At 29.7% G+C, this 18,450-nt stretch carries 16 protein-coding genes, 2 pseudogenes and 1 riboswitch; of the genes and pseudogenes, 15 read left to right on the top strand and 3 right to left on the bottom strand.

The features are described 5' to 3' along the window. Positions 1-55: 55 nt before the first annotated feature. From KGF48_RS13545 to clpX, 10 genes and pseudogenes are all read left to right on the top strand, one after another. Entirely contained in the window at positions 56-478 is a 423-nt protein-coding gene (locus KGF48_RS13545) for a DUF3783 domain-containing protein (RefSeq protein ID WP_227828269.1), read from the top strand. A 175-nt stretch (positions 479-653) separates the two neighbouring features. Then, positions 654-770, top strand: a pseudogene (locus tag KGF48_RS13540) (transposase); the annotation flags it as partial. Next, a pseudogene (locus tag KGF48_RS13535) lies at positions 764-1,027 on the top strand (RNA-guided endonuclease TnpB family protein); the annotation flags it as partial. The pseudogenes KGF48_RS13540 and KGF48_RS13535, both read left to right, overlap by 7 nt. Before the next feature lie 196 nt (positions 1,028-1,223). After that, a complete protein-coding gene (locus KGF48_RS13530; RefSeq protein ID WP_227840329.1) occupies positions 1,224-2,162 on the top strand; it encodes a phosphoglycerate dehydrogenase in 939 nt (312 codons plus the stop codon). Positions 2,163-2,348: 186 nt separating this feature from the next. Continuing rightward, complete coding sequence (gene ligA / locus KGF48_RS13525) at positions 2,349-4,373, top strand: NAD-dependent DNA ligase LigA (RefSeq protein WP_227840328.1); 2,025 nt, start codon at positions 2,349-2,351, stop codon at positions 4,371-4,373. Between the two features lie 157 nt (positions 4,374-4,530). Beyond that, positions 4,531-5,880, top strand: coding sequence for a ribonuclease PH (gene rph, locus KGF48_RS13520; RefSeq protein ID WP_227840327.1), 1,350 nt, complete (start codon positions 4,531-4,533; stop codon positions 5,878-5,880). Then, the gene (locus KGF48_RS13515; protein ID WP_227828273.1) at positions 5,880-6,350 is read left to right on the top strand and encodes a metallophosphoesterase; all 471 of its coding nucleotides are present in this window, start codon (positions 5,880-5,882) and stop codon (positions 6,348-6,350) included. The genes rph and KGF48_RS13515 overlap by 1 nt, the downstream gene beginning before the upstream one ends. 193 nt (positions 6,351-6,543) lie before the next feature. Further along, the gene (gene tig, locus KGF48_RS13510) at positions 6,544-7,830 is read left to right on the top strand and encodes a trigger factor (RefSeq protein ID WP_227840326.1); all 1,287 of its coding nucleotides are present in this window, start codon (positions 6,544-6,546) and stop codon (positions 7,828-7,830) included. 150 nt (positions 7,831-7,980) lie between these two features. Then, positions 7,981-8,565, top strand: coding sequence for an ATP-dependent Clp endopeptidase proteolytic subunit ClpP (clpP, locus tag KGF48_RS13505; RefSeq protein ID WP_227435751.1), 585 nt, complete (start codon positions 7,981-7,983; stop codon positions 8,563-8,565). Positions 8,566-8,583: 18 nt separating this feature from the next. Then, the gene (gene clpX / locus KGF48_RS13500; protein WP_227435752.1) at positions 8,584-9,834 is read left to right on the top strand and encodes an ATP-dependent Clp protease ATP-binding subunit ClpX; all 1,251 of its coding nucleotides are present in this window, start codon (positions 8,584-8,586) and stop codon (positions 9,832-9,834) included. A gap of 60 nt (positions 9,835-9,894) precedes the next feature. Here the strand turns inward: clpX and KGF48_RS13495 are convergent, their stop codons facing one another. Then, positions 9,895-10,425 carry a chromate transporter gene (locus KGF48_RS13495; protein WP_227840325.1) on the bottom strand — a complete coding sequence of 177 codons (531 nt, stop codon included), beginning with the start codon at positions 10,423-10,425 and terminating at the stop codon, positions 9,895-9,897. Next, positions 10,413-10,925 carry a chromate transporter gene (locus KGF48_RS13490; RefSeq protein WP_227435756.1) on the bottom strand — a complete coding sequence of 171 codons (513 nt, stop codon included), beginning with the start codon at positions 10,923-10,925 and terminating at the stop codon, positions 10,413-10,415. Before KGF48_RS13490 ends, KGF48_RS13495 begins: the two co-directional genes overlap by 13 nt. Positions 10,926-11,096: 171 nt before the next feature. Here KGF48_RS13490 and lon point away from each other — a divergent pair, with 171 nt between their 5' ends. Both lon and yihA read left to right on the top strand, forming a co-directional pair. Then, on the top strand, positions 11,097-13,460 hold the full coding sequence (lon, locus tag KGF48_RS13485; protein ID WP_227828276.1) for an endopeptidase La: 2,364 nt from the start codon (positions 11,097-11,099) through the stop codon (positions 13,458-13,460). Continuing rightward, positions 13,450-14,061 (top strand): ribosome biogenesis GTP-binding protein YihA/YsxC, encoded by a 612-nt coding sequence (gene yihA, locus KGF48_RS13480; protein WP_009891775.1) that lies wholly within the window; start codon positions 13,450-13,452, stop codon positions 14,059-14,061. The genes lon and yihA overlap by 11 nt, the downstream gene beginning before the upstream one ends. Before the next feature lie 184 nt (positions 14,062-14,245). On the opposite strand, the gene KGF48_RS13475 is transcribed toward yihA, so the two are convergent. Continuing rightward, entirely contained in the window at positions 14,246-15,619 is a 1,374-nt protein-coding gene (locus KGF48_RS13475) for an MFS transporter (protein ID WP_227828277.1), read from the bottom strand. A 186-nt stretch (positions 15,620-15,805) separates the two neighbouring features. Then, positions 15,806-15,921, bottom strand: a riboswitch (FMN riboswitch). A gap of 276 nt (positions 15,922-16,197) precedes the next feature. Here KGF48_RS13475 and KGF48_RS13470 point away from each other — a divergent pair. The 3 genes from KGF48_RS13470 (at position 16,198) to KGF48_RS13460 (ending at position 18,301) form a co-directional block, all read left to right on the top strand. After that, positions 16,198-17,277: an ATP-binding protein gene (locus KGF48_RS13470; protein ID WP_227828278.1), complete on the top strand. Its 1,080-nt coding sequence runs from the start codon at positions 16,198-16,200 to the stop codon at positions 17,275-17,277. 248 nt (positions 17,278-17,525) lie between these two features. After that, positions 17,526-18,080 (top strand): GyrI-like domain-containing protein, encoded by a 555-nt coding sequence (locus KGF48_RS13465; protein WP_413894811.1) that lies wholly within the window; start codon positions 17,526-17,528, stop codon positions 18,078-18,080. Then, entirely contained in the window at positions 18,077-18,301 is a 225-nt protein-coding gene (locus KGF48_RS13460; RefSeq protein WP_227840324.1) for a hypothetical protein, read from the top strand. The genes KGF48_RS13465 and KGF48_RS13460 overlap by 4 nt, the downstream gene beginning before the upstream one ends. The last annotated feature ends 149 nt before the right edge of the window (positions 18,302-18,450 follow it).

Below are 18,450 nucleotides of genomic sequence, written 5' to 3'. Positions count from 1 at the left end.
ATTTTAAATAGATAGGGTAAATTAAAATATATAGATAAATGAAAGGATGGATAAAATGTCATTTGAAAAAATAAATAATAATAATCTAGATAAAATACACAGCAGGAAGTGTATTATGTTTGTAAATTTTAATAAAAAAGAATTATCACTAATTAAAAATGTTAGTAATTTTGCTGGAATAAGAGACCATATCATTTTAAGTGATAAAAATGGTGAAAACATAGTAAGAGACATTTTGGATGGGAATATATCAAGTGAATGTGATAATGGAATTAAAAGTAAGTCTGTAATATTTAATAATATTTCCAGTACACAAGTAAATGCATTTTTAGAAGGATTGAAAAAAGTAAGAATAAATAGACCTTTTACAGCAATGGTAACTGAGACATCTATTGATTGGACATTAAATAATTTAATAGAAAATTTAGTTCAAGAACGCAATGCTATGTCTTCAGGAAAAACAATTGAGCATAAGTAAATTAGTTTTTAGAACCATCTTCTAATAAATTTAACCTCCTATGGCGAAATTCCTTTTCCTCGCCATAGGAGGTGGAGGATGTAAGCCTAACCGATAGGTTATTTATTTTACTTGATTTTCAAAAAATGTATTGTATTATAAAAACAGTAGTAAAAACTGAAATGAAGTAATTACAATGAAATTAGATAGTAATAATCATTCAGTATTTTTGTTACACTATCACTTAGTTATGTGTATAAAATATAGAAGAAAAGTAATAGATAACTCTATATCAGATAGACTAAAAGAAATCATAAGTTAGCGAAAGCTATAAGCGAAGCAAGTTGGTCGGAGCTCAGAAGAATGTTAGAATATAAAGCTAATTGGTATGGTAGAGAAATAATAGTAGCAGATAAGAATTTCGCATCTAGTCAATTATGTTCTAAATGTGGATATAAAAATCCATTAGTGAAGAACTTAGGACTAAGAGAATGGGAATGTCCAGAGTGTGGAGCATTCCACGATAGAGATATCAATGCAAGTATCAATCTACTAAACTTAGCCATATAAGTGGTAATCATAAGGGTTAGGAACTAGCCCAATAGCTTGGAGATACTGATAACAATAGTTATCTTGACCAAGAAGCCACCACTTCAAACATTACCGTAGGTAGTTAAGTGTATGGTAGTTCACCTAATATGTGTTAAGTATCATATTATACTGTAAGATATAAAAATCTTAATACAAGTGGATGGAGGAAAGTAAAATGAAAGTATTATTTACAATAAATTATGGAGAAGAAAAATTTAAAAAAATAAATGAATTAGGATATGATGTTATACATTATTCCGAAGATAGTATAGAAAATAATGAAGATGTAAACACTGCAGATGTGCTAGTTACATATAATCCTTTTGACAGACTGGATATTTCTAAAATGGAAAATTTAAAATATATACAAACAACAAGTGTAGGTATAGACCAAATCCCAAAAGAAGATGTGTTAAAAAGAGATATCAAGATAGCTAATAATAGGGGAGGGTATAGTATACCTATTGGTGAAAGCATCGTTATGTATATTTTAGAAATTTATAAAAATAGTGCAAAATTTTTTAAACAACAGCAAAATAAAGAATGGAAAATGGATTTTTCTGTATCAGAATTATATGGTCAAAGGGTTGGATTTCTTGGAACAGGAACTATATCATCAGAAGCAGCTAAAAGGTTAAAGGCCTTTGGTGTAGAAATATGGGGAGTCAATACTGATGGAAGCAACAAAAAATACTTTGACAAGTGTTTTTCTACTGAGGATATGAATGTTGTATTTAAGGAAAGTGACATAATAGTTGTAGCAATGCCTTCTACAAAGAGTACAGATGGAATAGTAAATAAAGATATGTTTAATCTTATGAAAGAAGGTTCTGTATTTATTAATGTAGGTAGAGGAAATACAGTTAATCAGAAAGATTTAGAAGAATGCGTAGAGAAATTTAGAGGTGTAGCATTAGATGTATTTGAAAGTGAGCCTTTAAGTAAAGATAATAAACTATGGGAAAGTGAAAATGTTATAGTAACTCCTCATAACTCTTGGGTGTCTGATAAAAATAAAGAGAGAACATTTAATATGGTCTATAATAATTTAAAACATTATATAATAGAAAATAAACCTGTAGATAATGTTGTTGATATATCAAAAGGTTATTAAATATGTAAAAATTCTAATGAAAATAAAAAACTCTTATTAGTGTTATTAGAGATACTATAAGAGTTTTTTTTGTAATAAATTTAAAGTCAAAAAAGTGATATACTAAAAAATATATAAATAGGAAATAATTAATTATAGGGAAATTTTAAAATGATTCAATTTAAAAAATATGAAGAGGTGCTAAGAGTGAGCGTTAAAAATGAAATTAATAAACTTATAGAACAAATAAAATATCATAATGAAAGGTATTATAACCAAGATAGCCCAGAGATATCTGACTATGAATATGACAAGCTAATGAAAGAACTAATATCTTTGGAAGAACAAAATCCAGAACTAAAGAGAATTGATTCTCCAACAAATAGAGTAGGAGGTAAGCCATTAGATAAATTTAATCAAATTGTACATAAAACTCCTATGCTGAGTTTATCAAATGCTTTTTCAGAGCAAGATTTGAGAGATTTTGATAAGAGAGTTCAGGAATATGTGGGAGATAGTGTTGAATATGTCGTTGAATTTAAGATAGATGGGCTTTCAGTAGGTCTTACCTATAATAATGGAGCATTTGAAAAAGGAGCAACTAGAGGTGATGGAGTCGTAGGAGAAGACATTTCTCAAAATTTAATGACTGTCAAAAGTATACCTCTTAAAATAGATGAAAAAAAAGAGTTAATAGTTAGAGGAGAAGTATATATATCAAAAGATAATTTTAGAAAAGTGAATGAACAACAAGAAGAACAGGAACAACCACTATTTGCTAACCCAAGAAATCTTGCAGCAGGTTCATTAAGACAACTAGACTCGAAATTAACTGCAAAGAGACCATTAGATATATTTGTATTTAATATGGAAAATATAGAAGATTATACTTTAGAGAGTCATAGTGAATCCTTAGAATATTTAGAAAAACTAGGTTTTTCAGTAAGTCAAAGTTATAAAGTTTGTAAAAATATAGATGAAGTTATTGAACATATTGAACATTGGACAGAAAATAGAGGTAATTTAGAATACGAGATAGATGGAATGGTAATAAAAGTAAATAATATAAAACAAAGGGAAGAGATGGGATATACTGCAAAGAGTCCAAGATGGGCAATTGCATATAAATTTCCAGCAGAAAAGAAAAAAACTAAAATAGTAGATATAATAGTAGAAGTTGGAAGAACTGGTACAATAACACCATCAGCAGTACTTGAGCCAGTTAGACTTGCTGGGACTACTGTAAGTAGAGCAACACTTCATAATGAAGACTATATAAAAGAGAAAGACATAAAAATAAATGATACAGTATTGGTTCAAAAAGCAGGAGATATAATACCTCAAGTTTTAGAAGTTATAAAAGAAGCTCGTACTGGAGAAGAAGTAGATTTTAAAATGCCAGAAAAATGTCCTGTTTGTTCAGAACCAACAGTAAGATTAGAAGGAGAAGCTGCTGTAAAGTGTATAAATATGTCTTGTCCTGCTCAAATAAGAAGAGGGATTATACATTTTGTATCAAGAGATGCAATGAATATAGATGGTTTAGGAGAATCTATAATTACATTGTTGCTAAATGAAAAAATAATTCAAGATGTGTCTGATTTATATTATATAAAAAAGGAAGATGTAGTTGATTTAGAAAGAATGGGTGAAAAATCTGCTGATAATTTAATAAATTCAATAGAAAAGTCAAAAGAAAATGATTTATGGAGACTTATAAATGGTTTGGGAATTAAATTTATAGGTGTTAAGGCAGCTAAGATACTTGCCTCAAAATTTAAAGATTTAGATGATGTGATTTCTGCAACAAGTGAGCAATTAGAAGATTTAGAAGAATTTGGGGGTATAATGGCAAATAGTGTTGTTGAGTTTTTTAAGGAAGATAAAAATATAAATGTCATAGAAAAACTAAAAAGTGTAGGAGTAAATACAAAATCATTAGAGAATACAGGTGAAACAGTAGAAAGAATATTTGAAGGAATGAAAATAGTATTGACTGGTACACTTCCTACATTAAAAAGAAATGATGCAAAAGATATGATAGAAAAAAGAGGTGGCAAAGCTACATCTAGTGTAAGTAAATCGACAACTTTTGTTTTAGCTGGAGAAGAAGCTGGCTCTAAACTTACAAAAGCAAATGATTTAGGAATTAAAGTTATAGATGAAGAGAGATTTTTAGAATTATTAACTTTATCATCGAAAGATGAAGTAAAAGCTGTATTAGAGGGCTAAAAAGTCATTTAATTTAGTAGAAAACTACTATAATTAATGATAGAATAGTTCAGTAAGCTATCGAATTATGAAAAATGACATTATATAAGATTAATAAAATTAAAACTTATAAAAATAAATTTATAAAATATATAAGGATTAAGAAAGGATATAAAAAATGACCAGAAGTTATGATAGAACTAATGAACAGATAAGACCTGTAAAGATTACTAGAAATTATACAAAGTATGCAGAAGGTTCTGTTCTTATAGAAATGGGAGAGACAAAGGTTATATGTACTGCATCAGTGGAAGAAAAAGTACCTCCTTTTTTGAGAAATAGTGGTACTGGATGGATAAATGCTGAATATTCAATGTTACCAAGGGCAACTCAACAGAGAAAAATAAGGGACGCATCTAGAGGAAAAATCGACGGAAGAACTCAAGAAATACAGAGGTTAATAGGAAGGGCAATAAGGTCTGTTATAGACTTAAATAAACTAGGAGAAAGAACTATTTGGGTAGATTGTGATGTGATTCAAGCTGATGGTGGAACTAGAACTGCATCTATAACGGGGGCGTTTGTAGCAGTTGCTGAAGCAATCTATAAATTATATAAAGCAAAAACATTAAAAGAAATGCCAATAACAAATTTTGTATCTGCAATTAGTGTTGGAATAGTAAATGAAACCCATATGCTAGATTTATGTTACGAAGAAGATTCTAAAGCACAAGTAGATATGAATATAATAATGACTGACAAGTATGAGTTTGTAGAAGTACAGGGTACTGGTGAAGAGAAACCTTTTTCAAGAAAAGATTTAAATTTATTGTTAGAGTTAGGAGAAAAAGGGAATAAAGAACTAATAAGACTTCAAAGAGAAGTTTTAGGTGAAATAGCAGATGAGATATTAGGAATGGATTATGGTAATGAAGTAGTGATTGCTACTAATAATGCTCATAAGCTAGAAGAAATAGGTGAAATCTTAAAAGATTTTGAATATGAGGTGTATTCTCTAAAAGATGTTGATTTAGCAGGTATAGAAATCGTAGAGGATGGAAAAACATTTGAGCATAATGCATTAATAAAGGCTAGAACAATAGCTAGAAAAACTAAACTTATAGCTATAGCTGATGATTCTGGCTTAGAGGTAGATGCTTTAGGAAAAAAACCAGGCGTTTATTCAGCTAGATATGCAGGAGAGCATGCTACAGATGAAGGAAATAGAGAAAAGCTATTAAAAGCCATGCAAAATGTGCCAATGAGTAAAAGAAATGCAAGATTTGTCTCTGCAATAGCAGTAGTTTTTCCAGATGGAAAAGAATTTGTAGTGAGAGGAATTTGTGAAGGAATGATAGGCTTTGAAGAAAAGGGCAAAAATGGCTTTGGATATGATAGCTTATTTATAGTAAAAGGATATAATAAAACCTTTGGTGAAATACCTAGTGTTATAAAAAATTCAATCAGCCACAGAGCAAATGCACTAAAAATTATGAAACAAGAGTTTATGAAAAGGGTAGTGAAGTAATGAAAATAGGCATAATAAGTGATACACATATGATGATTAAAAATATGGAAAAGACAATACCATATTTAGAAGAATGTGACTTAATAATTCATGCAGGAGACAACTTTACAGACTCAAGATATCTTCATAATATGACTAAGGTTGGAATTATTGCAGTTAAAGGAAATTGTGATTTTGATGCTATAGAAGAAGAAATTGTCTTTGAAGTAGCAAATAAAACTATATTTTTATGCCACGGAGATAAGTATGGTGTAAAATATGGCACACAAATGTTAGAAAATAAGGCTGCTGAGGTTAATGCTGACATAGTTATATTTGGTCATACTCATACTCCATTTAGAGAAATTAAAAATGGTGTGCTTTACATAAATCCTGGAAGTACTTCACTTCCAAGAGGAGTATCGTATAAGAGTTTTGTAATTATGGAGATAGAAGAAGAGGACATAAATATAGAGGAAATACGCATATAAAGGTGTATTTATCCAAAAAAATGGCAAAAAACACTCAAAAAATTAAATTTTATCAAATAAGTACAACGATATTAATGGAACACTTGTAAATAAAAAAACTTATGTGATATAATTAAGTGGTTGAATTATAAATAGAATGAATTATGATACCATTATCGGGTATTACATAAATATCACTAGGAGGATTAGAAGGATGAAAGCAGAACTAATTAAAAAAGAGGGTAATAAAGTTACTTTAAAAATAACAGTAGATAACAATAAATTTGAAGCAGCAGTAAATAAGGCTTATAATAAAAGCAAAGGCAAATATAATATACCTGGATTCAGAAAAGGTAAAGCTCCAAGAATTGTTATAGAAACTCAATATGGAAAAGGTATCTTCTATAATGATGCTATAGAAGTGTTATTCCCAGAAGTTTATCCAGAAGCTATCAAGGAATTAGATATAGATCCAATAGACAATCCAGATTTAGATATAGAAGAAATAAGCAAAGACAATGGATTAGTTATGGTTCTTAATGTTGAAGTTAAACCAGAGTTTGAATTAGGAAACTATAAGGGTATAGAAGTAGCTAAGGTTGAGAATACTGTAAGTGATGAAAATGTTGAAGCTAAATTACAAGAAATGGTTGAAAAAAATGCTAGATTAGTAAGTGTTGAAGACAAAGCTTTAGAAGATGGCGATACAGCTATAATAGACTTTGAAGGTTTTGACAATGGTGTAGCTTTTGATGGTGGTAAAGGTGAAAATTATAACTTAGTTATAGGTTCAAACACATTTATACCAGGATTTGAAGAGCAATTAGTAGGTAAAAAAGTTGGAGAAGAAGTTGAAGTTAATGTTACTTTCCCAGAAGAATACCACTCAGAAGATTTAGCTGGAAAGCCAGTTGTATTTAACGTAAAAGTAAATGATGTAAAAGTAAAAGAATTATCTGCATTAGATGATGAATTTGCTAAAGATACTAGTGAATTTGATACTTTAGATGAATTAAAAGCAGATGTAAGAGCTAAATTAGAAGAAGAAGCAAAAAATAAAGCAGATGCAGAAATTAGAAATTCAGTAGTAGAAAAAGTTGCTGAAAATACAGAAATAGAAATACCAGAAGTTATGGTAGAGCATCAAATAGATAATATGTTAAACGAACTTAACTACCAATTACAATATCAAGGATTTGGATTACAACAATTACTAGAGATGACTGGTAGAACTATGGAAGAATTAAGAGAAGAAAGAAAAGAAGATGCTAAAAAATTAGTTAAATCTTCACTAGTATTAGAAGCAATAACTAAAGCTGAAGGAATTGAAGCAACAGAAGAAGAATTTAAAGCTGAATTAGAAAAAATGGCTTCTGCTTACAATATGGAAGTAGAAAAAATAGAAACTACTTTAAGAGATGCTGATAAGGAAGATATAAAAGGACAAATAAAAATAAGAAAGACAATAGACTTATTAGTTGAAAGTGCAACAATAGCTTAATAAAATAACCGCTATAACTAATATAGTTGACGTTATAGAATGTTTAGTATATAATGTTGTGCAAATATAATTTAGTTAAATGCGTAAAATAATTTACAGTAGCTTAAAAAAGCTACTGTAAATTATATAGAATAAAGGGGGTATGAAACCATGGCATTAGTACCTGTAGTTGTTGAACAAACAGGAAGAGGAGAAAGATCTTATGATATCTTCTCTAGACTATTAAAGGACAGAATAATCTTCTTAGGAGATCAAGTTAATGATGCCACAGCAGGGCTTATAGTAGCACAGCTATTATTCTTAGAAGCTGAAGACCCAGACAAAGATATACATTTATATATAAATTCTCCAGGAGGAAGTATAACTTCTGGAATGGCTATATATGATACTATGCAATACATCAAACCAGATGTAAGTACTATATGTATAGGTATGGCTGCTTCTATGGGAGCATTCTTGTTGGCAGCAGGAGCAAAAGGAAAAAGACTAGCACTACCAAATAGTGAGATAATGATACATCAACCATTAGGTGGAGCTCAAGGTCAAGCAACAGATATAGAAATTCACGCAAAGAGAATTTTAAAAATAAAAGAAACTTTAAATGAAATATTATCTGAAAGAACTGGTCAGCCATTAGAGAAAATAAAAATGGATACTGAACGTGATAACTTCATGAGTGCATCAGAAGCCAAGGAATATGGCTTAATAGATGAAGTATTTACAAAGAGACCGTAGATAGAGAGAGGTGTTAATATGTCTAAATACGAAGAGAAACGACAATTAAAGTGTTCATTCTGCGGTAAAAATCAAGATCAAGTAAGAAGATTAATTGCAGGTCCAAATGTATACATTTGTGATGAGTGTGTTGAACTTTGTGACGAAATTATTCAAGAAGAAATAGAAGATACTATAGATGAAGATACTACATCTTTACCAAAACCAAAAGAAATGATGAATATATTAAATGATTATGTAATAGGTCAAGAAAAAGCTAAAAAAGCTTTATCAGTTGCGGTTTACAATCATTACAAGAGAATATATAGTAAAAAGTCTAGTAGCAAGGATATAGAAATCCAAAAGAGTAATATACTTTTATTAGGACCTACAGGTTCTGGTAAGACGTTATTAGCACAGACTTTAGCTAGAACTTTAAATGTACCTTTTGCAATGGCAGATGCTACATCACTAACAGAGGCTGGATATGTTGGAGAAGATGTTGAAAATATACTTTTAAAACTTATTCAAGCTGCTGATTTTGATATAGAAAAAGCTGAAAGAGGTATAATATATATAGATGAGATAGATAAGATTGCAAGAAAATCTGAAAATCCATCTATAACTAGAGATGTTAGTGGAGAGGGTGTTCAACAAGCTCTTTTAAAAATATTAGAAGGCACTGTTGCAAATGTCCCACCACAAGGAGGAAGAAAACATCCTCATCAAGAATTTTTAAAGATAGATACTACTAATGTATTATTTATATTAGGTGGAGCTTTTGATGGGCTAGAAAAAATAATCCAAAAACGTGGTGGAGATAAGACACTAGGGTTTGGAGCTAAGATAGAAAGTAAAAAAGAATTAGATTTAGGGAAGTTATATGAAAAAGTACTTCCAGAGGATTTATTAAAGTATGGTATAATACCTGAATTTATAGGAAGAATACCAGTTTTAGCTACTTTAGAATTACTGGATGAAGATGCACTAATGCAAATACTACAACAACCTAAAAATGCTCTAGTAAAGCAATATAAGAAATTATTAGAGTTAGATGATGTTGAGCTAGAATTTGAAGATGATGCTCTTCGTGCAATAGCTAAAAAGGCTATAGAAAGAAATACAGGAGCTAGAGGACTTAGAAGTATAGTTGAAAGTGTAATGATGGAAACTATGTTTGAAGTACCATCTAGAGATAATATAAAGAAGGTTATAGTAACAGAGAAATCTGTGAACGAAGACTCAGTAAATCCTATCATAGTACTTAAGGATCAAGAGGAAAGTGCATAAGATGATGAAAAGGAGCTTTAAAAGGCTCCTTTTTTTATGCTAATATGAAATTAGGTCTTATTATGATAAAAATGTGAGTAGAATACCTATAATACCAAAGACGAATACAATTGCAATAGAGCCAATTTTCCCTTTATATAGAAGGTAGAATGATGCTGCAAATGCGATTATTCCATATAAGTCCCAACTAACTTCTTTTGCAGATGAAAAAGCGGCTGACAGTATAAAACCTAAAGTAATTGGTCTAAGTACCATTAATAAATTTTCTACTTTTTTATTATTTTTGAACTTAGCAAATAACTTTGATATAATGGTTAAGCCTACTAATGCAAATATTGTAACACCGATAGTTGCAGATAGAGAACCAAAAAAACCAGCAGTTTTAAATCCTACAAATGTAGCACTATTTATTGCTACAGGACCTGGTGTAGATTGCGATATAGCAAGTAAATCTAAGAATTCTTGATTAGTTATAAGGTGGTATTTAGATATAAATTCTTGTTGAATAAATGGTAGCATAGCATACCCACCACCAAAACTAAATGCTCCTATTTTAAGGAATATTAAGAAGAGTAGTGTTATTTCTGACATAGACTATATACACCTCCTCCAATTATTAAATAAATAGGACTTATATTGAATACACCAACAGATAAAACTGCTATAATTAATAGTAGTATGTTAGTTTTAGACTTTGGCAGTTTCTTAAACATGCTCGTAAAAGAATACAATATAAGAGCTATTACTACAGGCGCAACTCCTTTAAAAAATCCATCTAAAATTTTAGATGAGGAATTTTTAAAATATAAATATGACAACACTAAGACTATACAAAATGACGGTAGAGCAGAGCCTAGGGTACATATAAGAACTCCTGGTATACCATAAAGCTTATATCCTAATAATACAGAGATATTAATTGCTAGTACTCCAGGATAACTTTGAGCTATGGATAGATAATCGATAAATTCTTCCTGCTCTAAAAGTTTTTGTTTGTTTACAAGTTCATCTTGTATAAGAGGAACCATAGCGTATCCACCACCAAATGTAAACGCACCAATTTTTAAAAAGGTTAAAAACAATTTCAACATAATAGAAACCTCCAAAAGATAAATAACATCTAAGTATACTAACACTAATATTATATCATAATAAAATAATAATATAATATGCTAAGAAGTTATCATTAATGTTGAAAATTAACATGTGCAAATATATAATATAAAATGCAAAATAATTAGACTAGAAAAGGAGTAATGTTGATGGAACAAAATTATACTAAAATAGATCATGAATTACCATTAATCCCTTTGAGGGGATTAGCAATATTTCCATATATGATATTAAATTTTGATATAGGAAGAGAAATATCTCTTAAAGCTTTAGACCAAGCTATGATGGATGAAGAGCTTATATTTTTAACATCTCAAAAAGAAGCAGATGTTGATGAACCAGGTGAAGAGGATTTTTATCATGTAGGAACAATTTGTAAAGTTAAACAAATGATAAAATTACCAGGAGATACAGTTCGTGTCTTGGTTGAGGGTGTATCAAGAGGTAGAGTAAAAAAAATAGAGCAAGAAGAAGGATACTTTAGAGCAGTAATAGAAGAAATTGTTTTTGATAGTGATAATTTAGATAGTGAAACAGAAGTTGAAATTGAAGCATTTGTAAGAAATGTATTTGATGCTTTTGAAGAATATATAAACATTGGAAATAGAGTATCACCAGAAATATTAATATCTTTAGCTGATATAGAGGATGTAGATAGATTTATAGATACAATAGCTGCAAATATTTATCTAAAATCAAGTCAGAAGCAGGAAATATTAGAAGAATTTGATATTAAGAAAAGACTTGAACTTATATATTCTATATTATTAGAAGAGATAGATATATTAAAAATAGAAAAAAAGATAACTTTAAGAGTTAAAAAACAAATGAATAAAGTTCAAAAAGAATACTATCTTAGAGAGCAATTAAAAGCTATACAAAAGGAATTAGGCGAGGAAGAAGACATAAATTCTGAAGCAGATGAGTATAGAGAAAAGCTTAAAAAAATAAAAGCACCTAAAACTACTAAAGAGAAAATAGAAAAAGAAATTGATAAATTTTCAAAGATATCTTCAATGTCTCCAGATGTATCTGTAAGTAGAAATTATTTGGATACTATATTCTCATTACCATGGAATAAAGAAACAAAGGATAAACTAGATATAATTAAAGCACAAGCTATATTAGATGAAGACCATTATGGGTTGGAGAAGGTTAAAGAAAGAATATTAGAGTATTTAGCCATAAGAACTCTTGCTAAATCACTTAAAGGTCCTATAATATGTCTAGTTGGACCTCCAGGTACAGGGAAAACATCTATAGTAAAATCAATAGCTAGAGCATTAAATAGAAAATTTGTAAGAATATCTTTAGGTGGAGTTAGAGATGAAGCCGAAATAAGAGGACACAGAAGGACTTATGTAGGTTCTATTCCAGGAAGAATAATTAATGGAGTCAAAGAAGCTCAGACTAAAAATCCTGTGTTTTTATTTGATGAGATAGATAAAATGGCAGCAGATTATAAAGGTGACCCAGCTTCAGCTATGCTAGAAGTATTGGACCCAGAGCAAAATAAGGATTTTGTGGACCACTATTTAGAAATACCTTTTGATTTATCAAAGATACTATTTGTTACAACAGCAAATAGTTTAAGCAATATTCCAAGACCACTATTAGATAGAATGGAAGTAATAGAGGTATCTGGATATATAGAAGAAGAAAAATTAAATATAGCAAAACAATACTTACTTCCAAAACAAATTAAAGAGCATGCTTTAAAAGAGAATTTTATAAAAATGGACGATGAAACTTTAAGAAGTATAATAAATCATTATACAAGAGAAGCTGGAGTAAGAACATTAGAAAGAACTATTGGTAAAGTTTGTAGAAAAATTGCCAAAAAATATGTTGAGGACCCAACACTTGAAGAAGTTGTTGTAAATAAGTCTGACTTAGAAAAATATCTTGGAAAAGATATGTTTAAATACCAACTTGCAGAGATTAATCCTCAAATAGGGCTTGTAAATGGACTTGCATGGACAGCAGTTGGTGGAGTTACCCTTGAAGTAGAGGTAAATGTGCTTAAAGGAAAGGGTGAAATTGTATTAACTGGAAAACTAGGAGATGTTATGAAAGAATCTGCTAAGACAGGTATTTCTTATATAAGATCAATAGTGGACAGGTTTGATATAGACCCTGATTTTTATAAAACTAATGATATTCATATACACATTCCAGAAGGTGCTGTTCCAAAAGATGGGCCATCAGCTGGTATAACTATGGCACTTGCAGTAATTTCAGCACTTACTAAAAGACCTGTGCCAGGTAATATAGCTATGACAGGAGAAATAACTTTAAGAGGTAGAGTGTTAGCTGTAGGAGGAGTTAAGGAAAAACTATTAGCAGCTCATAGAGCTGGTATAACAAAAGTATTAATTCCTAAAGAGTGTGAAGCTGATTTAGATGATATACCAGAAAATGTAAAAGAGAAGATGGAGTTTGTACTTGTAGAGCATATGGATGAAGTATTAGAACAAGCTTTATTAAAGAGTGGTGAAAAAAATGAAAATTAGAAGTTCAGAGATAACTATGAGTGCTGTGAATAAATCACAGTATCCAGCAGAAGGTATACCAGAGATAGCACTAGCTGGTAGGTCAAATGTTGGAAAATCATCAATAATAAATACATTACTTAACAGAAGAAACTTTGCTAGAACTAGTCAAACACCAGGAAAAACTAGAACTATAAATTTCTATCTTATAAATAACGAATTTTATTTTGTAGACCTTCCAGGATATGGGTATGCTAAAATAGCCAAATCTGAAAAAGAAAAATGGGGAGGTATAATGGAACGATATCTAGAAAGTAGACAAGAACTATGCTCTATATTCCTACTTGTAGATATTAGACATGAACCTACAGCAGATGATAAACTTATGTACGAATGGATAAAACATTTTGGATATAACTGTGTAGTTATTGCAACTAAGGCAGACAAAATATCTAGAGGACAATATCAAAAGCATATAAGTATTATAAGAAAGAAATTGCAAATGGAGAGTAGTGAAAAAGTAATCCCTGTTTCTTCATTAAAAAAGACTGGTGTTGAAGAACTTTGGGAAGAAATTGTAAATCAATACAATCAACATGGATATGAAATAACAGTAGATTAATTTTAAGTGTTTATATATATTAAAATCAAATAAAGGATGCCTCAAAATGTTTTTAATGGAGATTTTGTGGCATCCTTGTTGTTTATAAACAATAAATATAAGTAATTATTGTTAGAAACTAATAAAATTAGTGTAAATTAGTTTGTTTAAAGATTTAGTGATTTATATAATTAGCAATAAATCTTTACTGAGAAGTAGTTTTTTCTGTCTTTTTCATAAAGAAAATTGTAAGTATAAGTCCTATAAAGCATACTGCTGCTGCAATCCAGTAAGATTGATTACTAGCTGCGACATAAGCCAGTGTATGACTTGTAGACTTTTGATGATATATAAGTCTTTGTGCAAAGAAACTACTGAAAAATGCTGTCCCAAGGGCAAATGACAAATTACGAACAGTTGCTAGAAAACTTCCTCCATATCCTTGCTTTTGAGGTGGAACATCTGCCAAGATACTACTATTGTTTGGTGAGCTAAAAGAGCCTAATCCAAAGCCAAAAATAATTAAGCATAGAATCAAAAGATATAATGGAGAATCAGCTTTTAAAAGTGCCATTCCAACCAGAGCAATAGTCATAAATGAAAAAGATACAGTCAGAATATTTTTTGCACCATGTTTGTCAGAAAGAGAACCTGCAATAGGAGCTATAAGTACCATAATAAGTGGATGAACAGTCATGACAGAGCCAGCCATCATAGGAGATAAATTTTTTAGTTGTTCTAGATAAAAAGGAAGTAGGAAAGATACTGCCATTTGAGGAAAATAACAAGCTATTCCAATAATATTGCCTACAGTGAAATTTCTATTTTTAAACAAAGGTAAATCAATAAAACTTTGTTCAAATTTTACTTCTCTCAATACCAACAATAAAAATGCTATAATTGCCACTATTCCTAGATACCATTTTGTATTTCCTTCTCCATTCATTGCAAGCAATATAAGTGTGGTACAAGATGCAAATAATAGAAGACCTGGAATATCGAAACTTTTGTTTTGTTCATCTAAAATAGGTTTTGGTAGAAATTTTATCCCAAGAAAGACTGCTATAATACCAATAGGTATATTGATGATGAAAATAGAAGGCCATCCAAAGTGTTCTAAAAGTATTCCACCAATTACAGGACCACTCATATTTCCTATACCAACTACTGCTCCAGTAATTCCTATAGCCTTTCCCTTTTCATTTGCTGGAAATGCATTAGAAACTATACCAAGTCCAGTTGCCATTAAAATACTTGCTCCAATTGCTTGAAATATTCTTGATAAAATCAATGTTACTAGGTTATTAGATATACTACATAGAAAGGAACCTATTGTAAATATAAAAAATCCTAACGTATATAGATAATTTGAACCTACCTTATCACCTAGCTTTCCAAAAAACAACATAGTAGCTGTTACAACCAACATATAAGCTGTAACTACCCATTGGATTTGCGACATGTTAATTTTAAAGTCGGCAGCAATTGTAGGATTTGCGATATTTAGTATACTTCCATCAAGAGTAGACATAAATATACCAATACAGATGATAATTAATACTATCCATTTTTGTTTCACTGATAACACTCCAATCTTTTACATAGTAGATTTTGTTTTATAAGTACAGTATAGTTACAAAATAAACAACAAAAAAGCACCTATTTCTTAGGTACCTTAGAATATGTTTATTTTCATGAATAAATGCGGTAGTTGAAGGATTTGTATAGATTACTCATGTAAAATTACATAAAGGTACTCATATACTATTTTCTTCTACCATCCAGATTTTACTGTCGGCTTTGGAATTTGACCAAATTCTGCCATAAGGCTCGCGGGCTTTTACCGCCGATAGGGAATTTCACCCATTTCTGAAGAAAAACAGATGTATTTTTTAATTTTATTTTAACATAAAATAACAGTCGAGACAATTAGATTTAAGCAATACAGACAACTACACCACAGTATAGACAGTTTTATTATACTTTTGGACAAAACCTAAATTAGAGTATAGTAATAGATTGAAATTAAGTAAAACAAGTTATTGCCATTGCTGAATGATAAGTTTTATATTTAGCAAAAGCATAAAGCTGTAACAAAACTCGTATAATATTAATATCTTAATTAAGAGGTATGGTAAATTATGAGGAGGCGCTAATATGGAAGGAAAGATAAAAAAGGCATTTCCAGGTGGAAACACATCACAAGGGTCATATTCTTTTTTTGACTATATAATTCCTGAAAATGTAAAAAGAGTTTTTTGTTTAAAGGGTGGACCTGGAGTAGGAAAATCCTCACTAATGAAAAAAATTTATAAAGAGTTTTTGCATAAAGGATATGATATTGAATTATATCATTGCCCTTCTGACCCAAGTTCGTTGGATGGTGTAGTTATAAAGAAACTAGGCGTGGTACTTATGGATGCAACTGCTCCACATACTGTAGACCCTAAACTCCCAGGTGCTTTGGACGAGATAATTAACTTAGGCGATTACTGGAATACAGAGGAGTTAGAAAAAAATAGACAAGAAATTTCAAGCTATGATAAAGATATTAGTAATGCTTTTAAAAGAGCATTCAAATTTTTAAAATCAGCAGAACCAATTTTTAGAGATATCGAGGAAAAATATTCCGACTGTATGGATTATGGAAAAGTAAATTTAGTTACAGAAGAATTCATAAAAAGATTATTTGATGGAGTAGATAGTACAGGAAAGTTAAAGAAAGAAAAGCATTTATTTGGATCAGGTATAACTCCTGTAGGATGCTTAGATTATACAGAACATATTTTAAAGGATGTAGGTAAGGTTTATTATTTATCAGGAGAAATAGGCGCTGGGAAAACTACACTTTTGAGTAAAGTGTACAAAAAAGCCATTGAGAAAGGCTTGAATGTAGAAGTTTATCACTATCCACTTATTCCTGAAAAAATTGAAACCATATTATTAACTGATTTAGATATAGGAATAACTATAAGTAGTACTTTTAAAGATGAAGATACAATTGATTTGAATCAATTTTTAAATAGAGAAAAATTACTTAAGTATGAAGAAGACATTAAATTTGATGAAAAAGTTTTAGATGACTTAATTTGTTGGTCAGTTTTAAATCTTAAGAGAGCTAAATCAAAACATGATATTATAGAAAGTTACTATAGTCCTAACATGAGATTTGATGAAGTAGGAAAATTGAGAGATGAACTAGTTAAGAGAATTTCAAAGTATGAGGAAAATATATAAAATATGTCTGTTTAAAATTAATATTAACTAGTATATATAATCAACAGCAAACTGCTATAGCTTTGAAGCTATGGTAGTTTGCTGTTTTTTGCTATAATTTAAACAGATAAATCTTTGCACAAAAAGACAAGAAAATTTAGAGAATTTATTATAAAATATGGGGGTACATATGAAATGCAGTGGTTAGAGGGATTACAACAATCTATTGATTATATTGAAGACAATATTTTAGAAAAGTTAGATTATGAATATTTAGCAAGATAACATTAAAAATATCTTTAGATGGAGGAAATACTTTAGATTACAAAATTGTCGATAAGAGAGAATTTTCAGTAATTGCTTTAAAGAAACAATTTTCTAAAGATGAAGATGTATTTAGAAAACAAATACCAAGGTTTTGGCAAGACTTGTTTAATAGTAGTTTGTATAGAGAGCTAATTTCTTATGTGAAAGAAAACACTGTTACAAAAGGTGGTGTTTTGGGAATAGATGAAATGGCAGTTTCACAAAACAAACAATTATTTAATTATTATGCAGCTGTTGAGACAGATGAAAAACCTAAAAATGATAAATTTACCTTATTTACAATACCTTCTCATAAATGGGCTATTTTCAAGTGTACAGGTGCCATGCCAAATTCTATTCAAAATCTATGGGTAAAAATATATAGTGAGTTTTTCCAATACTCTAGCTATGAGCCAGTTGCTGATTTCAATTTTGAACTTTACTTTGAAGGAGATAGTAGTAAAGATAATTATGTTAGTGAAATTTGGGTTCCAATAAAAAATAGGAGGAGTTTATGAAAAAATGTAGAGTATCTGAGATAACAGCTTATTTTAATACAGACGTGGAAACAGTTTGGAATATAGTTACAGACAATCGTGATTATAAATGGAGAAGTGATATAAGTAAAATTGAAATATTAGATGGCAGAAGTACTTTTATTGAGTACAATAAGGATGGAAACAGAACAAAATTTACTGTTACAGAAAAACTAAAAATAAGCTTTATAAATTTGATATAGAAAATAAATTTTTCTATGGTAATTGGCAAGGCGAATTTTTTGAAGAGAATGGAAAAACTAAAATAGTGTTTATAGAAAATATATATGTTAAAAATCCTATTATAAAAGTTTTATCTTATTTCTTTATGAACTTAAAAAAAATACAAATA

Origin of the sequence: Clostridioides sp. ZZV15-6388, from assembly GCF_020657755.1 — a bacterium.
Lineage (GTDB): Bacteria > Bacillota > Clostridia > Peptostreptococcales > Peptostreptococcaceae > Clostridioides.
The sequence above is the reverse complement of the archived record's forward strand: the minus strand, read 5'-3'. Positions and strand labels throughout refer to the sequence as shown.